The organism is Poriferisphaera sp. WC338 (genome assembly GCF_050931845.1).
In the GTDB taxonomy this organism is placed as follows: domain Bacteria; phylum Planctomycetota; class Phycisphaerae; order Phycisphaerales; family Phycisphaeraceae; genus Poriferisphaera.
Genome location: NZ_CP194516.1, coordinates 41037 through 66854, shown reverse-complemented (window position 1 = coordinate 66854; position 25818 = coordinate 41037). Strand labels below are relative to the sequence as shown.

Here is a 25818-nt window from a genome sequence, read left to right as displayed (position 1 = left end):
CCCGCGCATCATGCATATACATGATCCGACCACAATCCCAATCTGCATTGCGCTAAAAACCCCTTGATTTTCAGCCTAATTTTAACACTTCATCCATCGACCATCCGCGTCGGATCAGTCAACTTTCTTTAACAAATTCGCCATCTCCACTGCAGTCATCATCGCGCTGCGTCCTTGATTTCCCATCTTTGAGCCCGCACGATTCACCGCCTGTTCAAGCGTATCACACGTCAGTACACCAAACACACACGGTACGCCTGTCTGCACACCTACTTCACGAATTCCGATCGCGGTCTGCTCGACCACATGATCATAGTGATCAGTATCACCACGGATCACACACCCCAAACAAATCACCGCACCGTACTTACCCGTCTCTGCGAGCTTCTTCGCTGTCACTGCAAGCTCGATCGCACCCGGCACCCAAGCCGTCGCGAGGTTCTCAGCTTTCCCACCGAGTTGCTCCCATGTACCGATCGCGCCTTCAAGCATTCGCCCGGTAATAAATTCGTTAAACCGTGCGGTCACAATGGCCACCCGCACGTCCCCTGCCACCAACTCGCCTTCCAGTTTCTCCGGGCCTGTGTTACTCATCGTTTTCACTTTCCATCCGGTAATGTCGTGTTTGTCCTGTCCGTCACGCGAAACATCAACCGCGCTTGTGGCACTGCTCAAAACCCAGCCGAATCGACTATTCTACGACCGATCGCATCCGACGCCAAACGTTGCATACCACAACCTCTGTACGCAGATCGCTTGAGTATAAGTCCCCAAAACCAAGCATGTTGCCCGCATCGGGACTTCGCCGATGTAAAATTCATACGATCATGAGATCCAAACATCCATCCTCTTTCATCTTCACCATCGGTTGCTGCATTCTCACCGCTGTGAGCCTGTCGCTTGCTGCCTGTGGCTCACCTGATGCTCCGGCAAAGCCAACCAGCAATAGCAAAATCACACCCGCTGAAAAAGCGAACCAAAACGAAGCCGCCATTCCCAAAACACCAGAGGAATACAACAAGCAACAAGAGCGACAACAATTGCAACCCGAATCTGAGACTTTCGACCTGATGCAATAACTCCCCCTACCACCCAAAACATAAAACCACCTCAATATCCTCTCCAACAAAAATCATCACCACGACTTGACATCTCAAACAGCCCCGCAAGAATCCCGACACATGCGCCGCGCAATCAGTGCGAACGCTGAATACGATTGACACCATGAGGAAACCAAGGGGGCGTACCATGGCACGAGTAAAGCACTCAACACAAACCCGCCATAAATCGTGGCGATCCATCGTTATTATCTCCACCATCACACTGATGTTGCTGCTCGCTGGCGGTGCGGTGTCCATGATCCCATCAGGTAAAAATTATATCGATTCACCACAAATCAAAACCACCACAGCCCACGTGCAAACCAAAGCTGAGAAGGCACCCGTCAAACACGACCCCCAGGCCAAACCTAAGCCACAAAAAACACAGCGTGCAGACCCACCGTTTTCAGAACAATCTATCAACCAGCTTCAACCAGAAGCTGCAACATTCAACCTCATGCGGCCACAATACCACGTCACTAACAATGCACGTACCACATACCACACAACCATGAACCTCACGGTCCAATCTTCGGGGCTTATCCGTTAGTCATCCAACAGCTTTTCTAGGATGTGAACCCTTTTACATACCGTAAATATCATTCGCATCGAGATCTATCAGCCTGGCTTCTTCCAGGCTGTTTTTTTATGATAGCGAAACATTCGTTCATGCGTTCCGTCTTTCTTGATAGTGATGACGCTCATCTTTCGCCACGTTATTGGTCGATGCTAATGTTACCTGTCATGACTCATCACCCACTTGTCGGAGTCTGTCATGCAAAACCCAATCATCATCCGCATCATGCCCCCTACCATTTTGCTCACGCTCAGCTTCTTTCTCTTCACTGCCTGTCAATCTTCTCCCCAACCCTCCAATGACACCTCCAAGGAATATGATCGCGCTCATCACAAGCCACTCGACAAACCCGAAGCCGAAGATCAGGCCATCCCTGTCGGCTTAGCCAAACCCCTGCCCGGTCTGAAACACACCCTCCATGTCACTTCTACTGTTTATACAGGCTCCGAACCAAACTCACCACAAAGCTTCCGGACCCTTGCCGCCCTTGGCATCAAAACCATCATCTCTGTCGACGGCACCAAACCCAATATTGATCTTGCTGCTGAACACAACATGACCTACGTCCACATCCCCATCTCCTATAACCGCATCCCTGAACCTCAACTCCTCGCACTTACCCATGCCGCCCGAACGCTACCTCAACCGATCTATATCCACTGCCACCAAGGCAAACACCGCGGACCCACTGCTGCAGCGATTTATCTCATCGCGCAAAACCAGATCTCTCCCACCGATGCTCGAAGCATCCTGATCGCTGCTGGCACTTCACCCAACTACCCCGGCTTGTGGGAGTCTGCCGAAAACTTCACACCACCACCACCCGCCGTTCCCCTGCCCCCGCTCACCGACTACACCCCACCCTCCACCATAGTCCATACCATGACCCGACTCGACAGGCACATAGATGCTCTTGAGCAAATCCAAAACAACAACTGGTCTCCCACTGACAAACACCCAGATGCCGAGCCCGCTCATCAGGCGCTACAAGTCCGTGAACTGCTCCGTGAACTTGCTCGCACCAACCCCTCGTCCAACCATCGCTATAACGACCTGCTCTCTCACTCCCAACAGCTCGCAACAGATCTTGAAAACGCGCTACGGCCACTCAATGCCTCCCGTGCAACCGATGCCTTGACTCAGCTTTCCACTGCCTGTACTTCCTGCCATCAGCGATTTCGCAACTAACACACTTCATCCCTGTTTTTGCTATCCTTTTTGCTGCCTGATCTATCAAAATCTGTAGCAAAAAGGTTCATCACATGCCCGTACTCGACAAACCCCTTAGCGAACTCCAATCCTACACCGGCATCTCCCCCAAGCCTGAGGATTTTGACGCTTACTGGCAGACAGCAATCACTGAACTCGATGCCATCGCGCCCAATGCCAACCTCAATCCTGCTGCAGTCCAATTCCCAAACGGCAAATGCTTTGACCTCACATTCACATCAGCCAACAACGCTACCATCTATGCCAAGTATCTCACCCCAAGCAATACCACCGATAAGCCCCGCCCCACTGTCCTTTACTTCCACGGCTACACCGGCTGCTCTCCCGATTGGAATGAATTGATCAAATACACAGCTGTCGGTTTCAATGTGGCTGCACTTGATGTCCGCGGACAAGCTGGTAAATCTCAGGACAACACCGATACCCTTGGCACTACACTACGCGGCCACATCATCCGAGGCCTCGCCGACTCCGCTGAAAACCTCCTCTTCAAAAACATCTTCCTCGACACACTCCAACTCACCCGCACCGTCAGCACCTTCCCCGAAGTCGATGCGGATCACCTCATGACCTATGGTGGCTCCCAAGGCGGCGCGCTCTCACTTGTCTGCGCCGCTCTAACCCCAAGCATCAAAAAATGTGTCGCACTCTTCCCCTTCCTCTCCGACTACAAACGTGTCTGGGAAATGGACCTTTCTAACAAGCATGCTTACTTTGAACTCTCAGACTTCTTACGCAAACACGATCCCACCCACCAGCACATCGACACGTGGTTCAATCGCCTCGGCTACATCGATATCAAAAACCTCGTGCCGCGCATCAAAGCATCGGTCCTATTCGCAGCAACTCTCATGGATGAAGTTTGTCCCCCTTCCACTCAGTTCGCAGCCTACAACAACATCCAATCGCAAAAAGACATCATCGTCTATCCTGACTTTGGACACGAACATCTGCCTGGTTTCCCCGACACCGCCTTAACCTTCCTACTTCAATCGCTCTCTTAACTATCAGCAAGAATTAACAATTATTAAACTCATTACCTGTTCAACAAAACCAATTTATCCAAACTACCTCGATAGCTATACTGCATTCACGCGGCTGTCCTTTAACCATACGGAACCCCTAAGATGAAATACTTCTCACCAAAACGCACAACGCTACTTTTTCTCCTATTCGCAACCCTGCTCACTCTCGTACCCGCTTCCCTCCAAGCCGCTCTCGCATTCCAAACCTCTGTCGACCGTGAAGACGCCATCTACAAGCAAGGCGAACCTGCCACTTTCACCATTCGTCTTCATAACCCAAACAATACACCCGCCATTGGTGAATCATTCAACTACAACATCACCCAAGACGGGCATCACACTATTGAATCCGGCAAGCACACCGTCGACAGCAAACCACTCGTCCTCACCGCCACCCTCGATAAGCCCGGCATCATCCGCCTCGAACTCGCTTATACACCCAAAGATAAATCACAAAAAAAACTGTTCAAACGTGTCGCCGCCGCATTTGATCCGCATCTCATCACCGCATCACTTCCAGAACCCGATGACTTCAAAGCCTTCTGGGCAGCCAAACGTAAGCTTGTCGAAGAAACCCCTCTAAACGCAAAACTCACACCTGTGAAGAACAGCAATCAAACTATCGAAATTTTTGATGTACAAGCCGACACGCCTTCTTATTTCAACGGCAAGCAAATCCCACTCTCCGGCTACTTCGCTCGACCTAAAAACGCCAAACCTAAATCACTCCCTGCAATCATCACACCACACTCTGCTGGTGTCCGCTCATCTAATGTCAACAACACCATCAAATGGTCCACACAAAATTTCCTTATCATTGATTTCAATGCACACGGCCTGCCCAACGGTAAACCACACGCCTTCTACCAAGATCAAAACAAAACCACCCTCAAAAGCTATCCCGCCAAAGGCAAAACCGATCGCGATCAATCCTACTTCACCAACATGCTCATCCGCCAACTCGCCGCACTCAAATTCATCAAATCACAACCCGAATGGGACGGCAAAACACTCATCGTCCTCGGCTCATCACAAGGCGGTGGACAAGCATTCGCCGCAGCCGGTGTCGATCCCGATATCACTATGATGTGCGCTTCCGTCCCCGCCATGAGTGATCACACCGCTTATGAAGCTGGCCGTATGGTCGGTTGGCCCCGCCTCCTCGGCTGGACCTCACCCAAAACCAAAGACGAAACCTACAAAAAAACACTTGAAGCCTCCCGCTATGTCGACGCGGTCAATTTTGCCCGACATATCAAAGCCAAAGCTATCGTCTCTGTTGGCTTGATTGATCACGTCTGTTGCCCCTCGTCTGTCTACGCTGCCTTCAATACCATCCCTCATAAAAACAAAACCCTCCACGCCATCCCCGACATGGGACACAACTTCCCCAGGCCGCTTCAAGACCAATTCGACGAAGCAATCCTCAAGCATGTCAAAGACATGCAAACCAACTAACTTCTCTTCATAATCTAATCAGCGCTTAGGCATCATGAGCGATCATGATGCCTTTTTCATAACACAACATGTAATCCTTATCACAGCCAAACCCCCATATAACTAAAAACAAACCCCACCGTCGGCACGAGGTGGGGCTTGAAGCATTGGTCATTTTTTAATCACTCTGCCGATACCAAGAACTGGCATCTTCGTCGTGATACGCTCCCGCGTGAGGTGCGTGTCTCTTTTCCCTCTGGACGGTGCGTCTTTCTAACACTGTCTGGAACTGTGTTTGCCTGAGTCATACATCCATTTTGGACGTTGTGAGCCGGGTGAACTAACAAAGAGCGACGAAGGTCAAAATGCTGAGGATCAGAATCTTGCGACGCATCGTTGCTTCTTGGCTACTCAGATCAAAAATCAGTTTACTCATCATGGGGCTTCTCCAAATCAAGTTCACTGTGATATCATCAAGCCCCGTGCCGAATTCCCGTGCCAACACGCACGATAGCACGTAAACCAATATTTGAAAGAAACTTACGTGAAAACACCCGCAAGCAAAACCCGCTTCCGTTCGTGCAGGATGTCGATTTTGAGCATCATCTCACCCCGTTGCACGTTGAACCCGCGCACCACGTCGCCCCGCCGAAACGCTCGCCCCATTTACCTATCCTTCCCTGTCATCCTTTTGTTCTTGGCTGCCCTGCTTCTATTCATCTCCCCAACCACCGCCCAAACGTCCGATAACGACAATCAACTCGAAGCACCGCTTGTTGATCTCACTTCCGCCATCCAGTCTTATCTCATGGTTGAAGACTGGCTTGCCAAAGGGGCTGTCCCTGACAACATCGCCCACGAAAACCCCATCTACACCACTGCCCTCTTTGGCATCCGCATCACCCTTCGCCAAGACGGCCTCAAAGTTGCTGAAGGCACCGTCTACTCACAAGATGTCGGCGCTTTCGTCGACATTCCCGGACCCGCTGTCAACCTCACCGCGCTCACTGCCGATGCCGCCCGCCTTTCTCTTCACAACCTTGATGAACACCTCATCGATGCACGTATCAACGCACTCGCCAAAGGGCTTATCACCTCAGAAGAAAAACAGCGCACCATCACTGACATCGCACCTAACTTGCAAATAGACATTCAACTCGCCTACAACCTCACCTCCGTCAATCTTGCCGGGCAAGACATGCCCAAAGCTATCTACTACAACTTCGCTCCAGGCTATCACGGCCTGCGCCTCACCAATCCTGCTCGCGCCATCAACCCGCAATCTAAACACCCATATGGCGCCTTCATCTGGCCGGCTACTGCCATCGCACAAAACATGCTCCCTCCTTCACAGGTCAACCGCCTAATCGCCGATCTCAATCTCAAACTCACTGACATCCCACAGATCGGGCAACCTAACGGCCTCACCTTTGAACGTTTCGACGTTATCCACTACGTCAAGCCACAAGCTGATCTTCAACCCGTTCAACTCATCCGTGGTAACAAACTTCTACCTCCTCACGGCATCGGCGATCAGGAAGTCCTGCAAATCGCACAAAACCTAAGCGACCACATCGCTACCCAATTCGCACCTGACAACCGGTTCTTCGGAACCTATAGCCCAACCAATAACAACTACAAGCCAAACTATGCTACCCCGCAACAAACCCTTCTCACCACCTACTCAGTCCTCCGCCATCAACGCTTCCTCGAAACCACCGGCCAAACTCAACCTTCAACCGACAACACCGCGGATCAAGCTTCAAGCATCGCTGAAGAAATCGCAGAATCACTCATCAACCCTAGTAAACCCGCCAAAGCCGTTGAGCTTTCGCTCGCACTCATGAACATCATCGAGTCGCCCCGCACTACCGTCCTCGGCCCGCTCCGCTCCGCACTCGCCAACCGCCTCTTCACACTCCAAAACGAAGATGGCTCCTTCAGAACTGCGTCGAATCCTGAAGCGAAACCTGTCTCACAAGGTGCGCAAGCGCTTATCACTGCTGCGCTCGCAACATTACACCATCGTTCACCACAACAAGATCTCCGCCCACGTGTAATCGGCTCTCTGAATGTCGTTTGGAAATTGATCGCTGACAACCCCGACATTGCTTCCGCCTATTGGATCGCACTCGCACATACCTACGCTGCTGACCTCTTCGATGCGTCTGACAATCCCAAGATGCGCGTCGCTTTCTCGGAACGTCAGCAAGTCCTCGGTAAGCTCATCGAGCAACTACAATCTAAACAAATCATCGAGCTTCCCAAGAACGGACCCGCTGACATCGTGGGCGGTTTCCAACTGCAAACCATTCCCACCGGCGCCATCCAAAACCCATCATGGCATTCCGCGCAAGTCCTCGCCCTGCTTTCCGTCGGACTCCGTGAGCCCGGCATCAAAGCAAATCATGACGGCTTCGGCTGGATCCTTACTGCCTCACTCGCAGCACGCTTCCTTGATCAACTCTCGTTCAATGACGATTCCTGCTATTACACACTCTCGCCTGATAAAGTGCTCGGTGGCACCCGACAAACTCTCTTCGATAATCGCCTTCCCCTCACCTCTTCCGCCATGTCTCTTCTCGCGACTACCGAACTTCTCGAAACCCTTGAGAAACTCAAAACCTCCCGCATCCCCTAACTCGCAATATCCGACAACCAGATATGCAAAAACCCGCTTAAATACAAGCGGGTTTTTAAAATCCAATTTCACAATCTCAATCCATCAGTACTGGTAACGGTAGTACGTTCCATGTGGTACTGAGGCCTTCCAATATAAGTGAAGACGTGCCTTGCTTGCCTTCTTGCCTAGCAACATCTTCAGCTTCGATGAATACATATCCGCCGAAGCATCAAACAGTTCGTCTTTATTCAATGAATGCGTCGCTAGGATACGCTTACTCTTCTGGTCATAATAGTACACAACCCCATCCGTTGGCGCCCGGAACTTCACATCATACCCCGCGCCCACAAGGCTAGACCCTGCAAGCAGCCTCTTCTCCTGCCGACTCGCACACCCCACGAGCAAGCTCCCCATTACCAAGACCGTCACGATCATCATGCTGTTCTTCATATCGTCACCTCACTGAACATCTTCTATCAACCCGCAGAAGATTGCAACACGTTGTTCAACCTTAACCCCTGCCGACCCCGTCCGACTTATCCGTCCGCCACCCTACGATTCGACAACAAACACCACCCCCTTTAGTGATAACGGCGTGGACCACGTCGCATACGAAAAACCCGCAGACGGATCTGCGGGTTAGAAAGCTTATCAGTCTATTTTTTCAGTATAAACACGCAGTCGCACAAATATTCTCGGCCGCTTTACAGCAAGATCTCTGCACCACGATCAATCTTCTCCGGCAGCGGATGCTTCGCTAACCCTTCAGCGTCCACTGCAGTCACTTGGCTGATCTCAATCATTGCATCAACATGCCCATGCGCATCCCGTGGCACATCCACACCGTTCGCTTCAAGCCATCGCCCTGCACGGTCGCTTTGCATCTGCTTACTAGTTGCGGGTGAATCCAACACCCCCGGCCCATCTGCATTCTTAATCGGTGCAAACTCTTCTTCTCTAAGCGCTTCATAGACAATTGACACTTCACACAATGGCAATGCATCAAACACAAACGTCTCAAGTTTCACACCATTTGGCTCTTCTGGATTCACTGGCAACTTCGTCTCGAAATCCAAGTACGGTACTTTCTTATCCGCACGATGGAACGGCAAACCAAACCCACCTTTGTTCAATTTCTCAACAAAATCAACCGTCATCGCATGAATTGCCACCGAGCCCGCAAGGAACTTAAGCTCACCATCATCTCCGCGCTGCACCGCAAGCTCGTCCGGCAAATCGCTGTACTCAATCACCGTCACCTTGTCATCAACCTTGCAGAAGTTACCAAGCTTCTCAAACGGATCGCGCTTCGGCAACATCTTCGAACTCATCTCCGATTCATCCATCGCATGCAAACCGATAAACATCGGGTCAATCAATTTCACCAATGGATTATCAACCTGTACATAACTGATATGTTGAATCCCTCGCTGCCGCATGTCATGGATCGCGCGGCTGGTGTACAACGCTTTAAGAGATCCACCATGGCCATTCGGTGACAGTGCAATCGAATCTACTTCCTGCAGAAGCACCTTGCCCGATTCGCAATCCACCGCAGGCATCATCCCTTGCGGGAACAGCATCACATTCGCCTTGTCTAAACCGAGGTATTCATTCTCTTCAAAGAATTTCACCGTTTCCGTATGATTGAGCGGGCTGGTCATGATGTACCACGGCACGGTGCAATCATATTTTTTCTGAACATGTCGGATATACTCTGCAAAGCAACCGAACAGCGTCACACCTCGCAGCGGTGTTGCTGCAAACGTGCCTTTTGGTCCCGCCCACCCCAAACGCGTACCTTGCCCACCCGCAACCGTGAACGCTGCCACACGCCCATCCTTGATCAGTTTATGACCAAGTGCCAGTGCTTTCTCATATTTCTTCTCATCGCCCTCTGCTGGCACACTCGGATACCACGGCGCCGGTTCAATATCCTCACTAAGATGAACCTCCGGCTTCACCTTCACATGACTCTCAATCAATCCTGAAAGCTCTTCCCAGTCCACACTTTCGATCTGATCCAACAACTTCTCTTTACTGGCTGCATCAAGCCCCGCATAAAAATGTAACACGTGTTCCTGCCCCAAAGCTTCAAGCGTTGAAAGTGCTGCTGCAAAACGATTCTTAAACTGCGCGTCTTGTTCCATCTCAATCTTGCCCCAATATACCGGGTTAACATCTCAATCTAATTAACGATTAGACCGCGTGCCGTTATCAACACTGCAAGTCTACTTAGATTGCCATAGCACCTTGCCCACAAAAAATGGGCCAAGCTCTTCAAGATACTGCGACGTCTGTTTTGTCTTACGCATACGCTGAACCAATGCAGACAACGGGTGCAATTCTTGGCCGATCAGACCAATCACAAAATCGTTATCTTCACCGCCCATACCGTGACACGCCAGCCGCACATCACGCGCCACACCAGCCCGACCATACGAAAAGCCAATTCCACCATGCTCACGCAAAATGGCCATCTGCTCTTCACCGCTCAACTGCTCGAATGATCCAGCACGACGCAACGGGTACCACACCGCCCACGGCCAATCCTTATCCCTCACATACCGGCGAGGGCGATCAAGTAACACCTCATTCAAATCCGGCTCGTACCCCAGCGAATACGTCCGGCCAAACATCACATACTCATCACGCAACATCAATTGATCAAACAACTCGCCACGCAGAAAATCCCGTAGCTTTCCAGCGAAAAAGCCTGGCTTCTCACTCATCGTCAGCAGGCCATAGCCATACGGATCATTCACATCCGCATACAGCGCGCCCTCAATCCGATTTTTCTTCAACCCCTCAATCAGCGCCCCTTCATCCACCGTCCCGGTGAACACAAGCAATTGCATGTACATTCGCCGATCGCTCTTGGCACCTTGCGCCCCCTTCTCATTCAGATCGACTTCTTCCAACTGCATCCCTGCGGGCGGGCCGCCACGTTTTCCGTCACCACCAACAGGACGCCCCCCCGGGTATCCGCCGGGATGTCCACCCGAACCGTGTTTCTTTTCCTGCCCGTGCGGTTTTTCGTGGTTCTCACTCATACCCCGAAGCATACCCACCCCAACATCACCCATCAAATCCCCTTACCCTTTCTTAAGACATCCAGCCTCAATTCCTACACCAAAACCAACGCACATATCCATAGCCCCATGATCAATCTCACTTACCACCCAATCCTGCCAGCACCACCCCCGCGCCAACGACTGCCGCTGTCTCGATTCGCATCACTGTCTGCCCCACCTGCCAACTGATCCATCCCGCTGCTTTTGCCGCCGCACGTTCTTCATCTGTCCACCCTCCCTCCGGCCCGACCAACACCTCCACGCGATCCACCCCGGCCATCAACTTCCGAATCTCATCCCCAGTCACACCCTCTTCCTCATTTACTAAATCCATCATCAACCGCATCACTTTCTCACCTTCCAAATCAGCCGCACTGATTATCTCAGTAAAACTTCGCCACCCATCAACATCCATCACCCACGCCCGCCCACATTGCTTCGCGCTCTCCACAGCCCGCGTCTCAAGCCGCCCCAACTTCCCACTGCCCCCTTCCTTTGCTGACGGCACCACCGCACTGCGCTCACACACCACCGGCCCCCACACTGTCACTCCCACTTGCGACAGCCCATCAATCATCACGTCTACCCGCGAACCCTTCGGCACCGCACTCAACACCCGAAGCTCCACCCCATCTTCAATCCCCTTCCGCTCCACCCACATCTCGCGCACACCGACCTCAATCTCATTCTTGCTTGTCCGTACGATCTCCCCACAACCCAATAGCCCCTCCCCATCAAAAACCTCAACTTCATCCCCCATTTGCATCCGCAAAACACGAGCTGCATGTTTTCCCTGATCGCCCCCGACCACAACGGGTACAATGGCCGATAACCTGCGAACGATGTTCAATCCAGCCGTCGGATCGATCACCTGCCCCAGCAGAACCTGCAAATTCGCAACATAAAGCCTCACCGTCCGCATAGCCAATCCTCACATTCCTCTAAAATCCGCTCTGTCGCGTCAAAAACCGCACCTCAACCCGCTCAACCTTCAGTCGCCTCACACAACCGCCGATATTCCACATATCGTGGCCTAGGCATTTTACCGCCTTCGCCGCACCAGAATCGCGTTTCCCCAAACCTCAACAAACCGGGAAACATCATCGCACACTCCCGCATCAGCCGCCAGTGATCATGGAGCCATAGACGCACGTGTCAGACGCAAACGGACAATCCGCTACCGATCTTTCCAACTTGGAAAACAAGCTGGATGATCTTTTTGCGCGCATTGAGTCCGCAGCCCCCGGCAGCACCACACCTCCCCCCGATGCTCTATCCGCAACGATATCGCCTGATGAATCTTCACCTGCAACAGAACCCGCTGCAGTAAGTAAAACACCAGAATTCCTGAAAAAATCCGCAGCCGTTGCCGCCGAACAAACCAAATCTAACGCTCCGGAACCCGAACCTTACAAATCTCCCACACCACCGCCCGGCTCGCCTTCACTCCCTGAAGATGAAGCCGAACGCATCATGCTTGAAATGCTCGCGCAATCTAATCCAGACATCGCTGCCGCTGCAACCGAAGAAGGCGATGCAACAGCTGAAGGCAATGTCGGCAATGATGACATCGCGGCACTGATTAATGCCGCAGATGAATCGCCAACTGAAGAAGCAAGCACTGTAGATAACAGTGACATCGATGCGCTACTCAACGCCGCCACTTCATCCACAGATGAAGCTGAGACCATCGACAACAATGTCGTTGATCAGATCATTGACCAGCAAATCGATACTGCGATCGACCAAGCCAATGCTGTTGTAGCCCAAACACCTACAGCATCTGAATCAAAAGAAGATAACATGCTTGGTGACTTCCTCGCACCTGAGCACTTGGATATTTCTTCTGAACGCAAAATCGATCCCTCCACAATCATTGAACAGCGCAAGCAAGACGCATCTCAAGAAACAAAAACGCCTGAGTTAGAAGCCGCTCTCCAAACACAGGCCAAGACCAACAATGAACTTGAAGGCGACTTCCACTCACCTCAAGATTTAGAGGTCCAACCGACCGCCGCCACAAGCGAAGCACCAGCCCAAACTGAATCTGACGGCTCTTTCAGCTTAGATCAGCTCGCCGGCAAGCTCGACAACCTCTTCGGCAACAATACTACTGAATCAACTGAAAAACCTGTAGAAAACAACGAAAATACCGCAGCAGCAGAAGCCTCAGACCCACCAATTGATCAGCTTGATAACCAGATCGCATCCGAAGCTGACAGCCTAATCTCACAAGACACTCTGGCTCCTGCAACCAAAGAAACAGATGATGATTTTGCCGGCTCCTTCGCGTCGCCCGACGAACTCTTGAACGATGGTTCCGAAGCCCCCACTACCTTCAACGCTACCGCTGATGATGTTGCACGCGAACTTGATGAAGACGCTAAGATTGAAGCCGCCGCACAACTTGCCGCTAATGATGATTCCGAGCTTGATGCTGCACTCGCAGAACAGATCGCTTCCACCGCACCGGCCACCGAAGCCGAAGTCGTTCCTGAAAAACCGCAAACGCAAACCGCAACTCTCACCACACCCATCATCACTGAGCCCGCAGTAGCTCAAGCTGAAACCACAAATTCCGCAAAAGTATCTCTCGTTCAGCGCATCACGTCACTGGTAAAAAACATCTCCAGCTCAATGCTCAAAATCTTCGGGCTCATTAACCTCCCCATCCTCAAACTCTCACCTGAAAACCGTGACACCGTTGGATGGGTTGCCATCTGTACCTTCGGCACTGCCGCAGCACTCTGTCTTGTTGGATTCTTCTTCTAACCTCACAGTTAGACACACTCAAACAACACACATCACAAGATCTTCTAACCCACGGTTAGACCTTTTGTATGCTCACTTACAACTTATCTAAAAAATCTCGTAGTATCGCTGCCGCGGCAAGGGCATCTCGACGCGCTTTCTTCTGCTTGTGCGTCAGTCCGCTCATCGCCATCTGATCATTCGCAGCCACACTGGTCAATCGCTCATCCACATAATGCACCGCCAGTCCACTCGCCTTCCCGATCGACTCCCCCCACCCCCGCACACGCTTAGCATTCTCACCCTCACTGCCATCCATATGCAGCGGTAACCCCACCACCAATGCCTCCGCACCCTCCCGATCGATCGCCTTTAAAATCAATCGCTCTCGCTCCATCTCACTTCCCGTCCGCACCACTTCCACCGGCGTTGCAATCCGCATAACGTCATCGCCAGCAGCCAAACCCGTCCGTTTTTCACCAAAATCGATCGCCAAATACCTCATTCCCACATCCTACCACTCCCCACCCAATTCGTCTCATCAGCTACCCACCCATCTTTCACCTTGACACTTCTTTAGAAGAACTTCCAAGACCGTACTTCCGGGAGGCTCTTCACACCACTGCTGATTTTCTTACAATAGAGCCGCAACCGTCTGCTGTTAAAACTCAAACAATCATCGTTCCGGAGATAACGACATGTTCAACTCATCCAACCCCGTCCTCAGCGACAACACCTTCTCTTCTCACGGCTCGTCCTACGAGCGCTCCAGCCTCATGACTATCAACGGCGCACTCCTCAAAACAGCCTTCCTCCTCGGGCTTGTAGTCGTCTCTGCTGCTTATGCCTGGTACAAAACCACGACAGCTGCCACCCCCTCCACCGCCTACACGCTCATGATGGTCGGCGCAATCGGCGGACTCATCGTCGGCATCATCACCTCCTTCTCACCTACCATCTCCCCCTTTACCTCACCGATCTACGCACTCCTTGAAGGCCTATTCCTCGGTGCACTCTCTTGTGTCATCGAAGGTCTTCATCCCGGCATCGCTGTTCAAGCCGTCGGTTGTACCTTTGGCGTGTTTACTATCATGCTCATTCTCTACTCCACGCGCATCATCAAAGTCACCAACACTTTCATCATGTGCGTCATGGCCGCAACCGGTGGGCTCATGCTCTTCTACCTCATTGCATTCGTATCTTCATTCTTCTTTAACTACCCATTTGCTGTCCTCAGCTTTGAAAACGGTGGATACATCTCCATCGGCTTCTCCATCCTTGTTGTTGGACTCGCTGCACTCAACCTTGCCATGGACTTTCACTTCATCGAACGTGGTGCTCAAAACGGTGCCCCCAAGCACATGGAATGGTATGCCGCCTTTGCACTCACCGTAACTATCGTCTGGCTCTACTTCGAAATCCTCCGCCTACTCTCAAAACTCAAATCTGACTAAATCCCCCCGGAAGGCGACTTCTTCCAACACACTACAACAAACAAACCCGAGCACCGCGCTCGGGTTTTTCAATCCACATACAACTAACACATACCAAAAGAAAAACCGCTCATTTCTGAGCGGCTTTTCATACTACCGAACACCCATCTATCCCTTCCCCTGACGGGTTTCCTAATCCTCCCTCCCCATGTCCCCCACCTTTTCCGCTGGGTATCCCTCCCAGTATCCTCCTCCCACATCCCTCCTCCATGAGTATCCCCCGCCAACTATGTGCCGGGCACAGCATTCCTCCCCGACAAATCCTCCCCCTCCGGTCCCCGCCCCTGCAAAAGCGGATCCAGCACATCTGCAATCCACCAGATCTCATCTCTAAGACACTGGCAGACTTTCTCCACTACGCCCCGTCATAACACAGGCCGCCGCTTCGATCACCGCGCTAAGTACATCATCAAAAACAGACATACTTATCGCGCAATTGATTTTAATTTTTCTACGTTAATACCAGCCGTCACGTGCCCGCCCCCTAATAGCCGACACGTTGCATGTCGTGGTTCTCTTCAATCCATTTCCCAACATTGAAGTGAACTGCATACGACTGTGAATTTATTATCTGGCCGTTCAACTCAGCTCTTTAACTTTTTCTAACAATTCATCTGAAACTTCCGGCATCGGATAATGATCACGTAAGAATGTCCTGAGCTGCTCACTCTCAGCGATGCGGAAAAACACTACTCGATCTAACTTGTGCGTCGCAAACGTCACCGCACGGGCTAACCTTCTTCGGCTTGCAGCAATCAATAACTCACCCGTTGGCTCGTTCCCAATCGGCAACATCTCAAACTGCCATGCCTGTCGGCGATTGATCATCCTTAATGCCTCTTCATCGATCCGGCATTTCTCCAAATCAACTGTCCCTGTCGAACGATGATACTGCTCCACCCAAGCGTTCTCGATGCTATCAACCGTCACATCGAACATCTGCTCAGCCAATACACCAAACGGCTTCTGCACACGCTTCTGCATCTGCACAATCTCAAACACCTGCTGATCATTCAGTACGCCCTGCTCAACTAAAATCTCACCAATGCGGATCGGATGTGACACGATATAAACTCCTTTAGCTCTCAGCCCCTTTTCCAGTCCCCAGCTTTCGCTGCCTCATAGGACATCGACACCACAACACACTGCATCAACCGGCTGGCTTTGCATCGCTCACAATCTCTTGATCTTCTCCTCGTCCACCCCATACCGCCGCCATAACCCGCGCGCACTCATCTCAAACCCCCATCTTTTTTCCCTAACCGCTCAAGCCCCTCTCAACATCAGACGACCGATAACTCGCAATTTACACAACAAAAAACGGGCCGCCATCAGCAGCCCTTTTCATCATCGTCATTAACCAATAGATCTTATTTCTTACTTTCAGTCGAAGAAGCCTTCTTCTTCGCCGACTCAAGCACATCGATCTTCTCAACGGTGATTACTTTCAACTTGAGTGCTGGGTCATAACCGATCTTTCCTTTGATGCCAACATAGCGGCCAAGTGTCGCATGACCATCCACCACCTTGCCGGGCTTCACATAAGCAAGTGTCCGACCCGTCGAACGATCAAGTAACCGATACATGCGTGGCAAGTGCTTCCCGTCATAAACACCACTGGCAAGCAATTGACCCATCGCATCATATTCAACCACTAATGGTCGATTGATCTTAACTTGTACTTCTTCCTTCTTCTCAGCTGCCTTCAAGTCCGCAAGCATCTTCACAATCTCTTTATCACGCTTAAGTTCACCGAGACGGATTTCGATCACTTGCTTATCAAACGCGGTACTCGCTTTACTGTCACGCAGCTTCTTATATGCATCTGCCATCTGATCCAACGGACGCTCCGACAACGGCTTCGCCCGCAGCGGTTCCATCTGCTCCTCCAGTGCTCGGAATACTTCCGACACACCAGCTTCATCCACAACCAATCCCTTATCACTTGCCTGAATCCCGCCCGGCCCCTTTGCTTCAATCGTAGTCTTCACTTCTTCACCAGCACGCTTTGCATCTGCCACCGCATCGCCCGATGAAATGACCGCTTTACCTGTGGCAGGATCGATCTTGGTTTCCTTAACCGCGGCCTCTTCTACCTTGGTTGCCTTAACCGCTTCATCAACTTTCTTTTCAACCGGCTTCTCTTCAACTTTCACTTCAGGCTTCGCTTCTTCAACCTTCTTCGTTTCCTTCGGCTCTTCCTCCTTCTCCGCTTCCTTCAATTCCATCTCTTTACGAACCGATGCCTTTCGCAGCATCCCCGGAGCGACAAAAACCGTCGCGCCTTTCGGTGGAACAATCTTATAACTGCTCCCATCTTGCGCTACGATCGACACCGCATCGCCCTTATTCAATCGCTTCTGTGAATAATAACTCTCATCTGCCGCACCACTCATTGCACCAGCCTTCACATCCGCATCTTTGTTCAAGACGCCTTTGCTGCCGTCACCCTTGGCATCCACAAATGCTTCGCTGATATAGCTATACACCCCTTCCGGACACGAGATGCGATACCATCCGTACATCATCTCTTGAACCTGAACGACATCCCCCTTCTTCAGCTCACCCACCTTGTAAAACACACGACCCGCCCCCGCGTGCATCGGTGTCTTGTCCTTGGTCACCACTGCCATGTAAGGCCCATCAGCCGCTTCTACCGCCCCACCCCCAACAAGCAGCATGACACCCAAAACCCAGGCCAACATCACTTTCGTCTGTTTCATCGCTTTTTGCTCTCCCGGGCGCCCTGCGCCCGTCACCCGATCACTCGGAAATGGTCCCTACAAAGATATAGCTATAGATTCGCCCCAGCCTACCCACTTTATCCCTATTCTTCGCTCCAGCGTCAAGACTGGTTCGACAATCCTGCCCGCATTCCCAATCTTTCAGCCTCATTGTACTCCAAATCGCTGTTCAGCCGCGATAGGTACCGCTCGCTACGCGCATGAAAAGCCCCCCACCGACCCCGGTGGCCACGTGTTTTATATGCACAAGCTGTCTGATTCACACTTACCGCTAGCTTAGCTCACCCAACCCCACACCACCTTCAACACATCCAAGCATTACGCTCCACGCCGAGGCGGACCAAAACCATCTCCCCAATCCTGCGGCTCCACCACGTCACTTAACTCCTGACAAATCTCACCCAATTCATCCACCAACCGAAGCACCTCCCGCACACCATCACTCGCCCCACATTCCAAATCCACATCATGCCCAAAACAATCCTGCCCTTCTTCCGCTGTACCACATGCCTGCTGCTCCACCTGATCTTCCAACATCACCGACACCCCACACCCCGCGCCGTCATTGCTCATGATCTTTGCCAGCACACTCACTTCTTTCTCGTGAACCAGTCGCATGTTTTGATTCCTGTCCAGGCCGCAGAAACACATCCATGCACCACATTACTTCGCCGCTAGCTCCACCGCGACATTCCTATAATCGACCGTCCAATATCAAACATGAGTCACCACACTGGTTGCGCCACTTTTTATCACGCCCCACACACCCATCACCCGTAAAATTCCTACAGCCGCTACAATAAGAACCTATACGAACCAACTTCCAAGGGGTCGCTCACATGGACAATCATGAGCAGCAAGCGCAAACCATTTCCGATTTATCTCTCACACCAAACCACACCGATCCCAGCGACAAAGAACTCCAGCCCATAGATCGAGACATCCTCTGCGCCAACTGCGAATACAACCTTCGCACACAACTTCCCATTCACGACTGCCCAGAGTGTGGCCACCCTATCGCCGAATCTGTTAAGAACCGGCAACTCGCCTACGCTCCCCTCGACTACATCGAAAAACTTCGCTCCGCCACCACCGTCGTCGCCGTCGCCCCCTTGATACTCTTCCTTATCAATATCACAATGAATGCCAACAAAGATATCCCAGAAGAATCCCTTTTCGTCATTCGCAAAGCCGTTCAGTTCATCCTCTACAGCTTCATCGTGTTTGCCATCTTCTCGCTCACCAAAAACAGCCCCTTCCGTCCGCGCATCCCCAAAACCATCCTCACCCTCCGCATCACCGCCCCCCTCTCATACATTCTTGCACTCGTTTTGGCCGTCCTAATCAATAAAATCAAGCCCGGCCTCATCCCCGTCACGCTTCTTACCATCACCCTACTCTCATTGGCCTTGGCGTTCTTCACCTTCCTCAAATTCTACGCCAACATCAACCTCGGCCTGCTCCCCAACAAACACCGAGGCTCCGCAAACATCTACGCCTACCTCTTCCTCATCATCCTCACCATCCTTGCCTTCAGCAATCCAACCCTAATGATCACCAACTATCTATTCGACATCGCACTCATACTCACCCCCGAACGCCAACAACAAAACCACGGCATCTATAGAGCCGTTCTTATCACAGGCATCTTTGCCTTCTTTATCCTCGCTATCACCCTCATGGTTTTCCTCTTCCGATTCCGTAGCACGCTCACAAAACTCCACGGGGTACGATCCAGACTCGATCTCACCACGCGCTGAAACATCTCACCTCCCACAACGTCTTTATCTGTAACATGAACAGCACCATGCCCTCCCTACACACAACCGTTTCCGTCGAGGCACTTGATCAAGATCTGCTCTGCACCAATTGCGAGTACAACCTCCGCACTCTTACTCCCGCCCAATCCTGTCCCGAATGCGGCCACTCCGTCTTTGAAACCCTGCAACAACAACACCTCTGCAACGCGCCATTGCCATACCTCACCACACTCCGCACCGCCGTCACCCGACTCCTAATCACCCCGCTTTTCTATTTCGGCTTCTTCCTGATCATGATCGCGCACAACACGCGCATCATCCCCGGCAATATCTACTACATCCAGGCCACCATCATCCTCACCCTTACCCCCATCCAGCTCTTCTACCTCTTCGCCATCTTCAAACTCACAACACCTCACCCCTACCAACCCAAACACCCAAACCTCATTCGTACCATCCGCATTACCGCCATTTTAGTCTTTACCCTGTCACTACTACAGCACCTCATATCATTCGTGCAGTTCATGCCGAACGTTTCTTACCTTCCATATCTCCTCTTTCCACTCAACCTCCTTAATACTTTCTGCAACCAGCTTCACACCATCTCCGCCCTCTTTTTCATCGCCGCCTTTTCCCTCGGCTCACTTCTCAACACACACCGCAGACCCCTCCGCTTGATCGCTAAAATCATGATCCCTTTCACCGCCATCATTCTTCTCATACGTACCCTCCTCATAACCTTTCTCCTCTTCCTGGCTCCAACCACCGGTTCGTTCCCTCCTTCATTTTTAATCCTCAATTACATCACGATGGCCTGCACTTTCGGCCTCCTCATCTGCTACATCTGCATCCTTATCTACCTCTTCCGCTTCCGCCGCGCTCTTTCCGTCCTCATCAATAATCGAAGTGATTCCGTCAATAAATTACTCACCAGCTAAGCCCATCCGCCACGCCACCGCCACACCCCAATCTTCATCACCTGATTGATTCACATCACCACCCGCCACGTCAGGATTGATTCTTGGCCGCTGTCGATACACTTCAAGCTCATACGAACCCGCTGCAAGCCTCTTAAAATATAGATGCTCCACATTGTCTAGCTCGCTATCGCTCAGCCCAACAATCTTCTTTTCCCCATCCTTCTCTATCTTTACGAGCCGTAAATCAAAATCAGCAACTCGCGGCCGCGCCATCCAAACCGCTCGCATCTTCTCTTTCTGTTTCACCTGAACCTCTTGCCCATCAAGCCGTCGGTTCCACACAACCGTGATCGACACATCCTCTGCCCCTTCCTTGCCAATTATAATTTTCCATTTAGCTGATTGACCCTCTCTAAGCGCCAAATAGTCCCAACCGTTTTCCTCCCTGCTCGTCTCATCAATCGTAAAAACAGACTCCCGGTCCGATGTACGATCTCCGCCTTGCAACATAATCTCGCCCCGTTGCCGCCCGCCCATCATCACCTTCAAACTCTCATCCACATTCACAATCCCCGCACCCAAATGTTCATCTAGCGATCGTCCCTCCGCTGGCCGCCAATGCTTCGGCTTAGTTGCCCCCGTCAATATGGCTGCCTTCACAACCTCCGGCCGCCCCGCCGCCTCACGATCACCTTCCGTCATCCCATCTGCAATCTCCAACAACAACCCCGCAGTCGCACTCACCACTGGTGTAGTAAAACTCGTCAATCCCCGCGGCCCCACCAAATCCGGCTTCACACGCCCCACACCCTCATGCTTCGTATAACCACCACTCGACGCGCCGCCGCTACCCGCCGTCCCCACCGCGATCACATTGTGCCCACTCCCCATCAGCATCGGCACTTCACTCTGCCTCCCATTGTTCACCCCTGCCACTACCACCACACCATCTCTATCCACAAGATAGTCCACCCGACGCAACACCTCTTCCGCACCCGGAAAGCCATTACTGATCCATGAATGATTAAACACACGAATACCCTGCTTCGGCGGTTCCTTCCCACTCCCTACCTTTAAGTAACCGTCACGCATCCAACCATTCGCACTAAACAAATGCACCCGCGATACACCTGGTGCCATCCCGTGCTTCCCATAGATAATCGCAGCCGTACCCTGTGCATGACCACTCTCCCCGCTCCCGCCGCTCCGCGATAAAAACGCCACACCTTCATACCCACTCAGCCCAACCTTCGGCTTGTAATCCTTCCCGCCCTCCACATGCCCCATCACGATCCCCTTACCCGTCGGCATCGCCGCGCCTAACCGGCGCTTAGCCGCATTATACCCTGTTAATTCCTTGACACTTTTTTTCTTCTGAACCCGTGCCGCTTCTCCCGGCGATTTCTCCACACCCTGTGTCCCTTGTGCCAATACACCATCCCCAATAAGCAGCAATACCAACATCACACTACCCGCCAACAAACGCTGCAATCTCATTCTGTTCCTTTCAACCATGCCATCCATTATAGCCCTTGCTCCGTAGCTTTTTCTTCAATCTCACCTCCCAACCCCCATTGCGGTTCTTTTGCCATTTCACTCTAAAAAAACAGATCGCAGCTTTATACTGCGACCCGTCTATCATTGTTCCCTTATCACTGCTCTATTTCTTTGGCCGCATCTCCAACTCAACAATCCGTCCATCCAACAGCGACGTCTGCCCTCGCCAGATACCACCCACCTGCAAACGCAGATCTAGATCACCCTCCGAACGGTCTAGCGGCAAACCCATCACCTCAGGAATATCAAAATTTTTCAGATCACTCAGATTCGTAATCCGTAACGCCAAATATTCCTCCGGCACCTCCACCCCGATCACCTCACCTGCAAAACGAACCGCACCTGTTTCAACAATCAACTCCACTTGCCCAATCCGAATCGTCTTCGTCAATGTCAGCGTCTTATTTAATTGTGCATTTGAAGCGGTTCGTCTTGAAGGTCGACGCGGCGTCTGTTCAAATGCTGCATCCTCCATCATCATCATTTCAAACTCCTCAACCTCACCCATCGTACCCGGCTCAAAGCCCATCGGTTGGCCGCGCACCATCAACTCATCACTACCTGCTACCCCTGATGCTGTCCCGTCACCCTGACCACGAAGCAACATCACTAAATCATACACCCCCGCGCTGCTTTTCAAACTCCGTGTGTAAATCTCACGCTTTGCATGCGACCAATAATCATCTAGTGCTTCAGTCGAACGATCATCAAGCGTTGAAACCCGTTTTGCCATATCATTCTGCATCTTCACATCACCGCCCGCACCCGCAACAAGCGCGGCCACTGCACCACCTGCCAACTCAACATCTGTTGAACCCGCAAGCGCTAGTAGCGCACTCTCGTCTTTATATTGCTCTGCCCAAAGTGATGCATCAGGCAAACCCTGCTCTGCGAGCATTTGCCCAAACCATGTCACTACCTTCGAATCACCGCGCGGATCGCGAAGCAGCCCCACCACCACCGGCTCATGATTCTCCAACGCTTTATAAAGCTTACGCCCAAATGTATCTCGTTCCTCCGGCGACAAACGTGATAACGATTGACCAATCTTCCGATTCGATCGGCGTAACTTCAAACCCGCTTCCAACGTCGTTTGTTCATCGCCGCGTAGCACAAGCTGTATCAGCGATTCGGTCGCCTTGTCTTCATCGCCTTGACGATCAAAAAATGCCGCCAATCCATCAGGTGTATCCTCATGATTGAATGCTGCCGACAAAATCAATCTGTATGTGTCAAGCTCATTCGTTTGTAAGTTGCTGCTGCGACCCCTAGCTTTCGGCCCAGCAATCTCAAAGTGCTTCAATGACTGCCACGCCAACTTACGCATCACAGGATCGCCACTATTCAGTGCCCGAAAAATCATATGATCTGCCGCATTGATCGGAATCGGCTGGGTCAACGTCAATTCATCTCTACCCTGACTCTTATCTGTCCCAGATGCCTCATCCGCTTTCTTACCAAGAAACTTATTCATCAATGTCGACGTAACAGACTTCACCTGCCCGCCATCTGAATTTTCAGAATTGGCAATTATCTGTAATGTACGAATCACCACTGCAGGATCACTTGACCCAAGCAAACGATAATTCAGCCAACCTGCTGCAATCGCATCAACTGGTGCCGTTTTAGCAACGTACCGAATCGATTGATCCAGACGATCATTGCTGAGCTGCTCAAAGTTGATCCCTGAGATAATCAGTCCAACAGAATTGCTCTTCGCATCCTGACTGTCAATCACTTCCTTCAAAATCAATCCCGCTTCCGGCCCAGTCGGATCTGCAAGCGATTGATTCACAGTGCGAATCACCTGTTGCAAACTCGCAGGATCATTCGCTTCAAGATGTAGCACACTCCGCAAACTCAGTAGCTTTTCAACCGGACCAAGGTCCTTCGCCGCTGATTTCAATAGTGACAGCGTTGCTGCGGTCGGCGGGACTGTTTCCGCAAGCCCTCGCACCACCATCGTCTTCGCTTCACCCTTCGCATCAACTAACATCGATCGCAGCAAACGATAAAGCGGATCGTCTGGCTGAGCGTAGCTCACCATCCCCGAGTCATATAATGTCTGCGCCACAAGCCGATACGTCAACGGATGCTTGCTGCGCACCAAGTTCTGCATATCCGCAACCATTTGGTAGTCTTCAAATGACAAATCGCCATTGATCTTCTTACTTGATGCATCTTGCAACCGCTCAAGATCTGCAAGAGGCAATTCCCAATCATCAAAATCTTTGCCTGATAAACCAAACGTACGTTGCTCTTGAGAAATCTCAAACACAGCCCAGATCTGCCCCGGATTGTTATGCGTAAAATCAGTCTCCAAATCACGCACTTCATTTTTCAGAAGCTTGTACTCTTCGTAAGCCTGACGATACTCTACCTGCTGCTGGCGAAGTTGCTCACGAGATTGTGAACTGCGACTACTCGTGCTACGACGAGTAGAAGATCGGCTTTCACCACCAACAAAACTCTCAAGACCAGACGATCGGCTTGACCGCTGCCGCGAACTTGATGAACTCCGCTGTGCCGCACCAGGTTTTGTCGGTCGTTTATCATTCAGCAGATTCGCCCGGATTCTATAAATATAAAGCGATTGCCCGTTTTCCTGCACCTCGCCACCTGAGATCGAGCGATCAAGCGACCAACTCACGCCACCATCCGGATGTAGGGTGATCTTTCGCGATACCCGCGGCGCACCAACCGGAATCGCACTAAACGCATCTTCCGCTGTATCAAGGGCGCGTGTCGCAACATTAGGTCGTGCTCGTCGTCTTGGGGCCGGTGCACCAAACTCACCATTAAGCTCCATCATCATGTCATCAGCAAATCGGCTGTCCCCCGCTCGTGGTGACGAAGATCGATACGCGCGAGATCTCATCGTGGTTGCTCGCTCTGCATCCTCCTGAATCACCCAACAAACAAACCGACTAGACCGCACCTTAATCGGTGGCGAACTAATCTTCACATCACCCTTCGGTGTATCAAACGATACCGGCAACTGCACAAACCGCCGCCCCACACGCGGTTCAATCCGCCAGACAGGATCAGTAATCGTATCACTAAAAACATTTTTATCTGCAAGGATCTTCAACGCATCCACATGCATCCGCGGCGTCTCAACTTCATCCTTCTTTACCACAGTCGCAGCTTCAGCCGCCGCCTTCTGCTGATCAATCACTGCTTGAACTTCCGCCGAAACTTCATCCCCTTCTGTCGGTATCTGTTCCTGTGCGACCAACGTCGTCGCCAACACGCCAACCACACCCAATGACATCAGACGCATTACCTGCCGCATGCCCCACCGTGAAAGACAAGTTGCCTGCGTATATGCCGCGTGCTCATGCACACATGGTTTACGAACAAAAAAACGCTTGATGGGGTTGCGCATACCAAAGGACTCCGCGAACTGTGACCAGTTGATAATGGAATAAATCAATCGGATCGCCGCCTCGGTCACCCGAAGCCGCTGAAACACCGATTTTAACCCAAACGGGCCGCTATAGCATTAGAAATATGCCTCTAGTCAC

21 protein-coding genes are annotated in these 25818 nt (G+C 51.7%); 10 read left to right on the top strand and 11 right to left on the bottom strand.

Going from position 1 to position 25818, the window contains the following annotated elements:
• Positions 1-114: 114 nt before the first annotated feature.
• A complete protein-coding gene (gene ribH, locus ACQ6WK_RS00265) occupies positions 115-594 on the bottom strand; it encodes a 6,7-dimethyl-8-ribityllumazine synthase (protein ID WP_432798736.1) in 480 nt (159 codons plus the stop codon).
• 233 nt (positions 595-827) lie between these two features.
• Between ribH and ACQ6WK_RS00260 the strand changes: the two genes are divergently transcribed.
• From ACQ6WK_RS00260 to ACQ6WK_RS00235, 6 genes are all read left to right on the top strand, one after another.
• Positions 828-1079 carry a hypothetical protein gene (locus ACQ6WK_RS00260; protein ID WP_432798735.1) on the top strand — a complete coding sequence of 84 codons (252 nt, stop codon included), beginning with the start codon at positions 828-830 and terminating at the stop codon, positions 1077-1079.
• A gap of 169 nt (positions 1080-1248) precedes the next feature.
• Positions 1249-1650 carry a hypothetical protein gene (locus ACQ6WK_RS00255; protein ID WP_432798734.1) on the top strand — a complete coding sequence of 134 codons (402 nt, stop codon included), beginning with the start codon at positions 1249-1251 and terminating at the stop codon, positions 1648-1650.
• A 225-nt stretch (positions 1651-1875) separates the two neighbouring features.
• Entirely contained in the window at positions 1876-2865 is a 990-nt protein-coding gene (locus ACQ6WK_RS00250; protein ID WP_432798733.1) for a phosphatase domain-containing protein, read from the top strand.
• A gap of 74 nt (positions 2866-2939) precedes the next feature.
• Complete coding sequence (locus ACQ6WK_RS00245) at positions 2940-3911, top strand: alpha/beta fold hydrolase (protein ID WP_432798732.1); 972 nt, start codon at positions 2940-2942, stop codon at positions 3909-3911.
• Positions 3912-4034: 123 nt separating this feature from the next.
• On the top strand, positions 4035-5390 hold the full coding sequence (locus ACQ6WK_RS00240) for an acetylxylan esterase (protein ID WP_432798731.1): 1356 nt from the start codon (positions 4035-4037) through the stop codon (positions 5388-5390).
• A gap of 574 nt (positions 5391-5964) precedes the next feature.
• Positions 5965-8010, top strand: a complete 2046-nt coding sequence (locus ACQ6WK_RS00235; protein ID WP_432798730.1) for a hypothetical protein — start codon at positions 5965-5967, stop codon at positions 8008-8010.
• An 84-nt stretch (positions 8011-8094) separates the two neighbouring features.
• Here the strand turns inward: ACQ6WK_RS00235 and ACQ6WK_RS00230 are convergent, their stop codons facing one another.
• The 4 genes from ACQ6WK_RS00230 to ACQ6WK_RS00215 form a co-directional block, all read right to left on the bottom strand.
• Positions 8095-8442 carry a hypothetical protein gene (locus tag ACQ6WK_RS00230; protein ID WP_432798729.1) on the bottom strand — a complete coding sequence of 116 codons (348 nt, stop codon included), beginning with the start codon at positions 8440-8442 and terminating at the stop codon, positions 8095-8097.
• Between the two features lie 254 nt (positions 8443-8696).
• A complete protein-coding gene (locus ACQ6WK_RS00225) occupies positions 8697-10142 on the bottom strand; it encodes a UTP--glucose-1-phosphate uridylyltransferase (protein ID WP_432798728.1) in 1446 nt (481 codons plus the stop codon).
• An 81-nt stretch (positions 10143-10223) separates the two neighbouring features.
• On the bottom strand, positions 10224-11045 hold the full coding sequence (locus ACQ6WK_RS00220) for a chlorite dismutase family protein (protein WP_432798727.1): 822 nt from the start codon (positions 11043-11045) through the stop codon (positions 10224-10226).
• Positions 11046-11163: 118 nt separating this feature from the next.
• On the bottom strand, positions 11164-11988 hold the full coding sequence (locus ACQ6WK_RS00215; RefSeq protein WP_432798726.1) for an RsmE family RNA methyltransferase: 825 nt from the start codon (positions 11986-11988) through the stop codon (positions 11164-11166).
• Between the two features lie 230 nt (positions 11989-12218).
• On the opposite strand from ACQ6WK_RS00215, the gene ACQ6WK_RS00210 reads away from it, so the two are divergent.
• Complete coding sequence (locus tag ACQ6WK_RS00210; RefSeq protein ID WP_432798725.1) at positions 12219-13838, top strand: hypothetical protein; 1620 nt, start codon at positions 12219-12221, stop codon at positions 13836-13838.
• A gap of 76 nt (positions 13839-13914) precedes the next feature.
• Here the strand turns inward: ACQ6WK_RS00210 and ruvX are convergent, their stop codons facing one another.
• Positions 13915-14322, bottom strand: a complete 408-nt coding sequence (gene ruvX, locus ACQ6WK_RS00205; RefSeq protein WP_432798724.1) for a Holliday junction resolvase RuvX — start codon at positions 14320-14322, stop codon at positions 13915-13917.
• A gap of 193 nt (positions 14323-14515) precedes the next feature.
• Here ruvX and ACQ6WK_RS00200 point away from each other — a divergent pair, with 193 nt between their 5' ends.
• Positions 14516-15271 carry a Bax inhibitor-1/YccA family protein gene (locus ACQ6WK_RS00200; RefSeq protein ID WP_432798723.1) on the top strand — a complete coding sequence of 252 codons (756 nt, stop codon included), beginning with the start codon at positions 14516-14518 and terminating at the stop codon, positions 15269-15271.
• Between the two features lie 618 nt (positions 15272-15889).
• Here the strand turns inward: ACQ6WK_RS00200 and ACQ6WK_RS00195 are convergent.
• The 3 genes from ACQ6WK_RS00195 to ACQ6WK_RS00185 all read right to left on the bottom strand — a co-directional run bounded on the left by ACQ6WK_RS00195 (position 15890) and on the right by ACQ6WK_RS00185 (position 18672).
• Positions 15890-16375, bottom strand: coding sequence for a hypothetical protein (locus tag ACQ6WK_RS00195; RefSeq protein WP_432798722.1), 486 nt, complete (start codon positions 16373-16375; stop codon positions 15890-15892).
• A 305-nt stretch (positions 16376-16680) separates the two neighbouring features.
• The gene (locus ACQ6WK_RS00190; RefSeq protein ID WP_432798721.1) at positions 16681-18033 is read right to left on the bottom strand and encodes a hypothetical protein; all 1353 of its coding nucleotides are present in this window, start codon (positions 18031-18033) and stop codon (positions 16681-16683) included.
• A gap of 339 nt (positions 18034-18372) precedes the next feature.
• Positions 18373-18672, bottom strand: coding sequence for a hypothetical protein (locus ACQ6WK_RS00185; protein ID WP_432798720.1), 300 nt, complete (start codon positions 18670-18672; stop codon positions 18373-18375).
• A gap of 221 nt (positions 18673-18893) precedes the next feature.
• On the opposite strand from ACQ6WK_RS00185, the gene ACQ6WK_RS00180 reads away from it, so the two are divergent.
• Complete coding sequence (locus ACQ6WK_RS00180; protein WP_432798719.1) at positions 18894-19814, top strand: hypothetical protein; 921 nt, start codon at positions 18894-18896, stop codon at positions 19812-19814.
• A 47-nt stretch (positions 19815-19861) separates the two neighbouring features.
• On the top strand, positions 19862-20752 hold the full coding sequence (locus tag ACQ6WK_RS00175) for a hypothetical protein (RefSeq protein WP_432798718.1): 891 nt from the start codon (positions 19862-19864) through the stop codon (positions 20750-20752).
• Here ACQ6WK_RS00175 and ACQ6WK_RS00170 read toward each other — a convergent pair.
• Both ACQ6WK_RS00170 and ACQ6WK_RS00165 read right to left on the bottom strand, forming a co-directional pair.
• Positions 20738-22231 (bottom strand): S8 family serine peptidase, encoded by a 1494-nt coding sequence (locus ACQ6WK_RS00170; protein WP_432798717.1) that lies wholly within the window; start codon positions 22229-22231, stop codon positions 20738-20740. The genes ACQ6WK_RS00175 and ACQ6WK_RS00170 overlap by 15 nt on opposite strands.
• Before the next feature lie 163 nt (positions 22232-22394).
• Positions 22395-25679 (bottom strand): hypothetical protein, encoded by a 3285-nt coding sequence (locus ACQ6WK_RS00165; RefSeq protein ID WP_432798716.1) that lies wholly within the window; start codon positions 25677-25679, stop codon positions 22395-22397.
• Between the last annotated feature and the right edge of the window lie 139 nt (positions 25680-25818).

Coding starts and splice junctions, on each gene's coding strand:
- ACQ6WK_RS00230 (WP_432798729.1), bottom strand. CDS start 8,442: ATGAAGAACAGCATGATGATCGTGACGGTCTTGGTAATGGGGAGCTTG.
- ACQ6WK_RS00225 (WP_432798728.1), bottom strand. CDS start 10,142: ATGGAACAAGACGCGCAGTTTAAGAATCGTTTTGCAGCAGCACTTTCA.
- ACQ6WK_RS00200 (WP_432798723.1), top strand. CDS start 14,516: ATGTTCAACTCATCCAACCCCGTCCTCAGCGACAACACCTTCTCTTCT.
- ACQ6WK_RS00185 (WP_432798720.1), bottom strand. CDS start 18,672: ATGCGACTGGTTCACGAGAAAGAAGTGAGTGTGCTGGCAAAGATCATG.
- ACQ6WK_RS00245 (WP_432798732.1), top strand. CDS start 2,940: ATGCCCGTACTCGACAAACCCCTTAGCGAACTCCAATCCTACACCGGC.
- ACQ6WK_RS00180 (WP_432798719.1), top strand. CDS start 18,894: ATGGACAATCATGAGCAGCAAGCGCAAACCATTTCCGATTTATCTCTC.
- ACQ6WK_RS00250 (WP_432798733.1), top strand. CDS start 1,876: ATGCAAAACCCAATCATCATCCGCATCATGCCCCCTACCATTTTGCTC.
- ACQ6WK_RS00170 (WP_432798717.1), bottom strand. CDS start 22,231: ATGAGATTGCAGCGTTTGTTGGCGGGTAGTGTGATGTTGGTATTGCTG.
- ACQ6WK_RS00240 (WP_432798731.1), top strand. CDS start 4,035: ATGAAATACTTCTCACCAAAACGCACAACGCTACTTTTTCTCCTATTC.
- ACQ6WK_RS00165 (WP_432798716.1), bottom strand. CDS start 25,679: ATGCGCAACCCCATCAAGCGTTTTTTTGTTCGTAAACCATGTGTGCAT.
- ruvX (WP_432798724.1), bottom strand. CDS start 14,322: ATGAGGTATTTGGCGATCGATTTTGGTGAAAAACGGACGGGTTTGGCT.
- ribH (WP_432798736.1), bottom strand. CDS start 594: ATGAGTAACACAGGCCCGGAGAAACTGGAAGGCGAGTTGGTGGCAGGG.
- ACQ6WK_RS00260 (WP_432798735.1), top strand. CDS start 828: ATGAGATCCAAACATCCATCCTCTTTCATCTTCACCATCGGTTGCTGC.
- ACQ6WK_RS00175 (WP_432798718.1), top strand. CDS start 19,862: ATGCCCTCCCTACACACAACCGTTTCCGTCGAGGCACTTGATCAAGAT.
- ACQ6WK_RS00190 (WP_432798721.1), bottom strand. CDS start 18,033: ATGAAACAGACGAAAGTGATGTTGGCCTGGGTTTTGGGTGTCATGCTG.
- ACQ6WK_RS00215 (WP_432798726.1), bottom strand. CDS start 11,988: ATGCGGACGGTGAGGCTTTATGTTGCGAATTTGCAGGTTCTGCTGGGG.
- ACQ6WK_RS00220 (WP_432798727.1), bottom strand. CDS start 11,045: ATGAGTGAGAACCACGAAAAACCGCACGGGCAGGAAAAGAAACACGGT.
- ACQ6WK_RS00255 (WP_432798734.1), top strand. CDS start 1,249: ATGGCACGAGTAAAGCACTCAACACAAACCCGCCATAAATCGTGGCGA.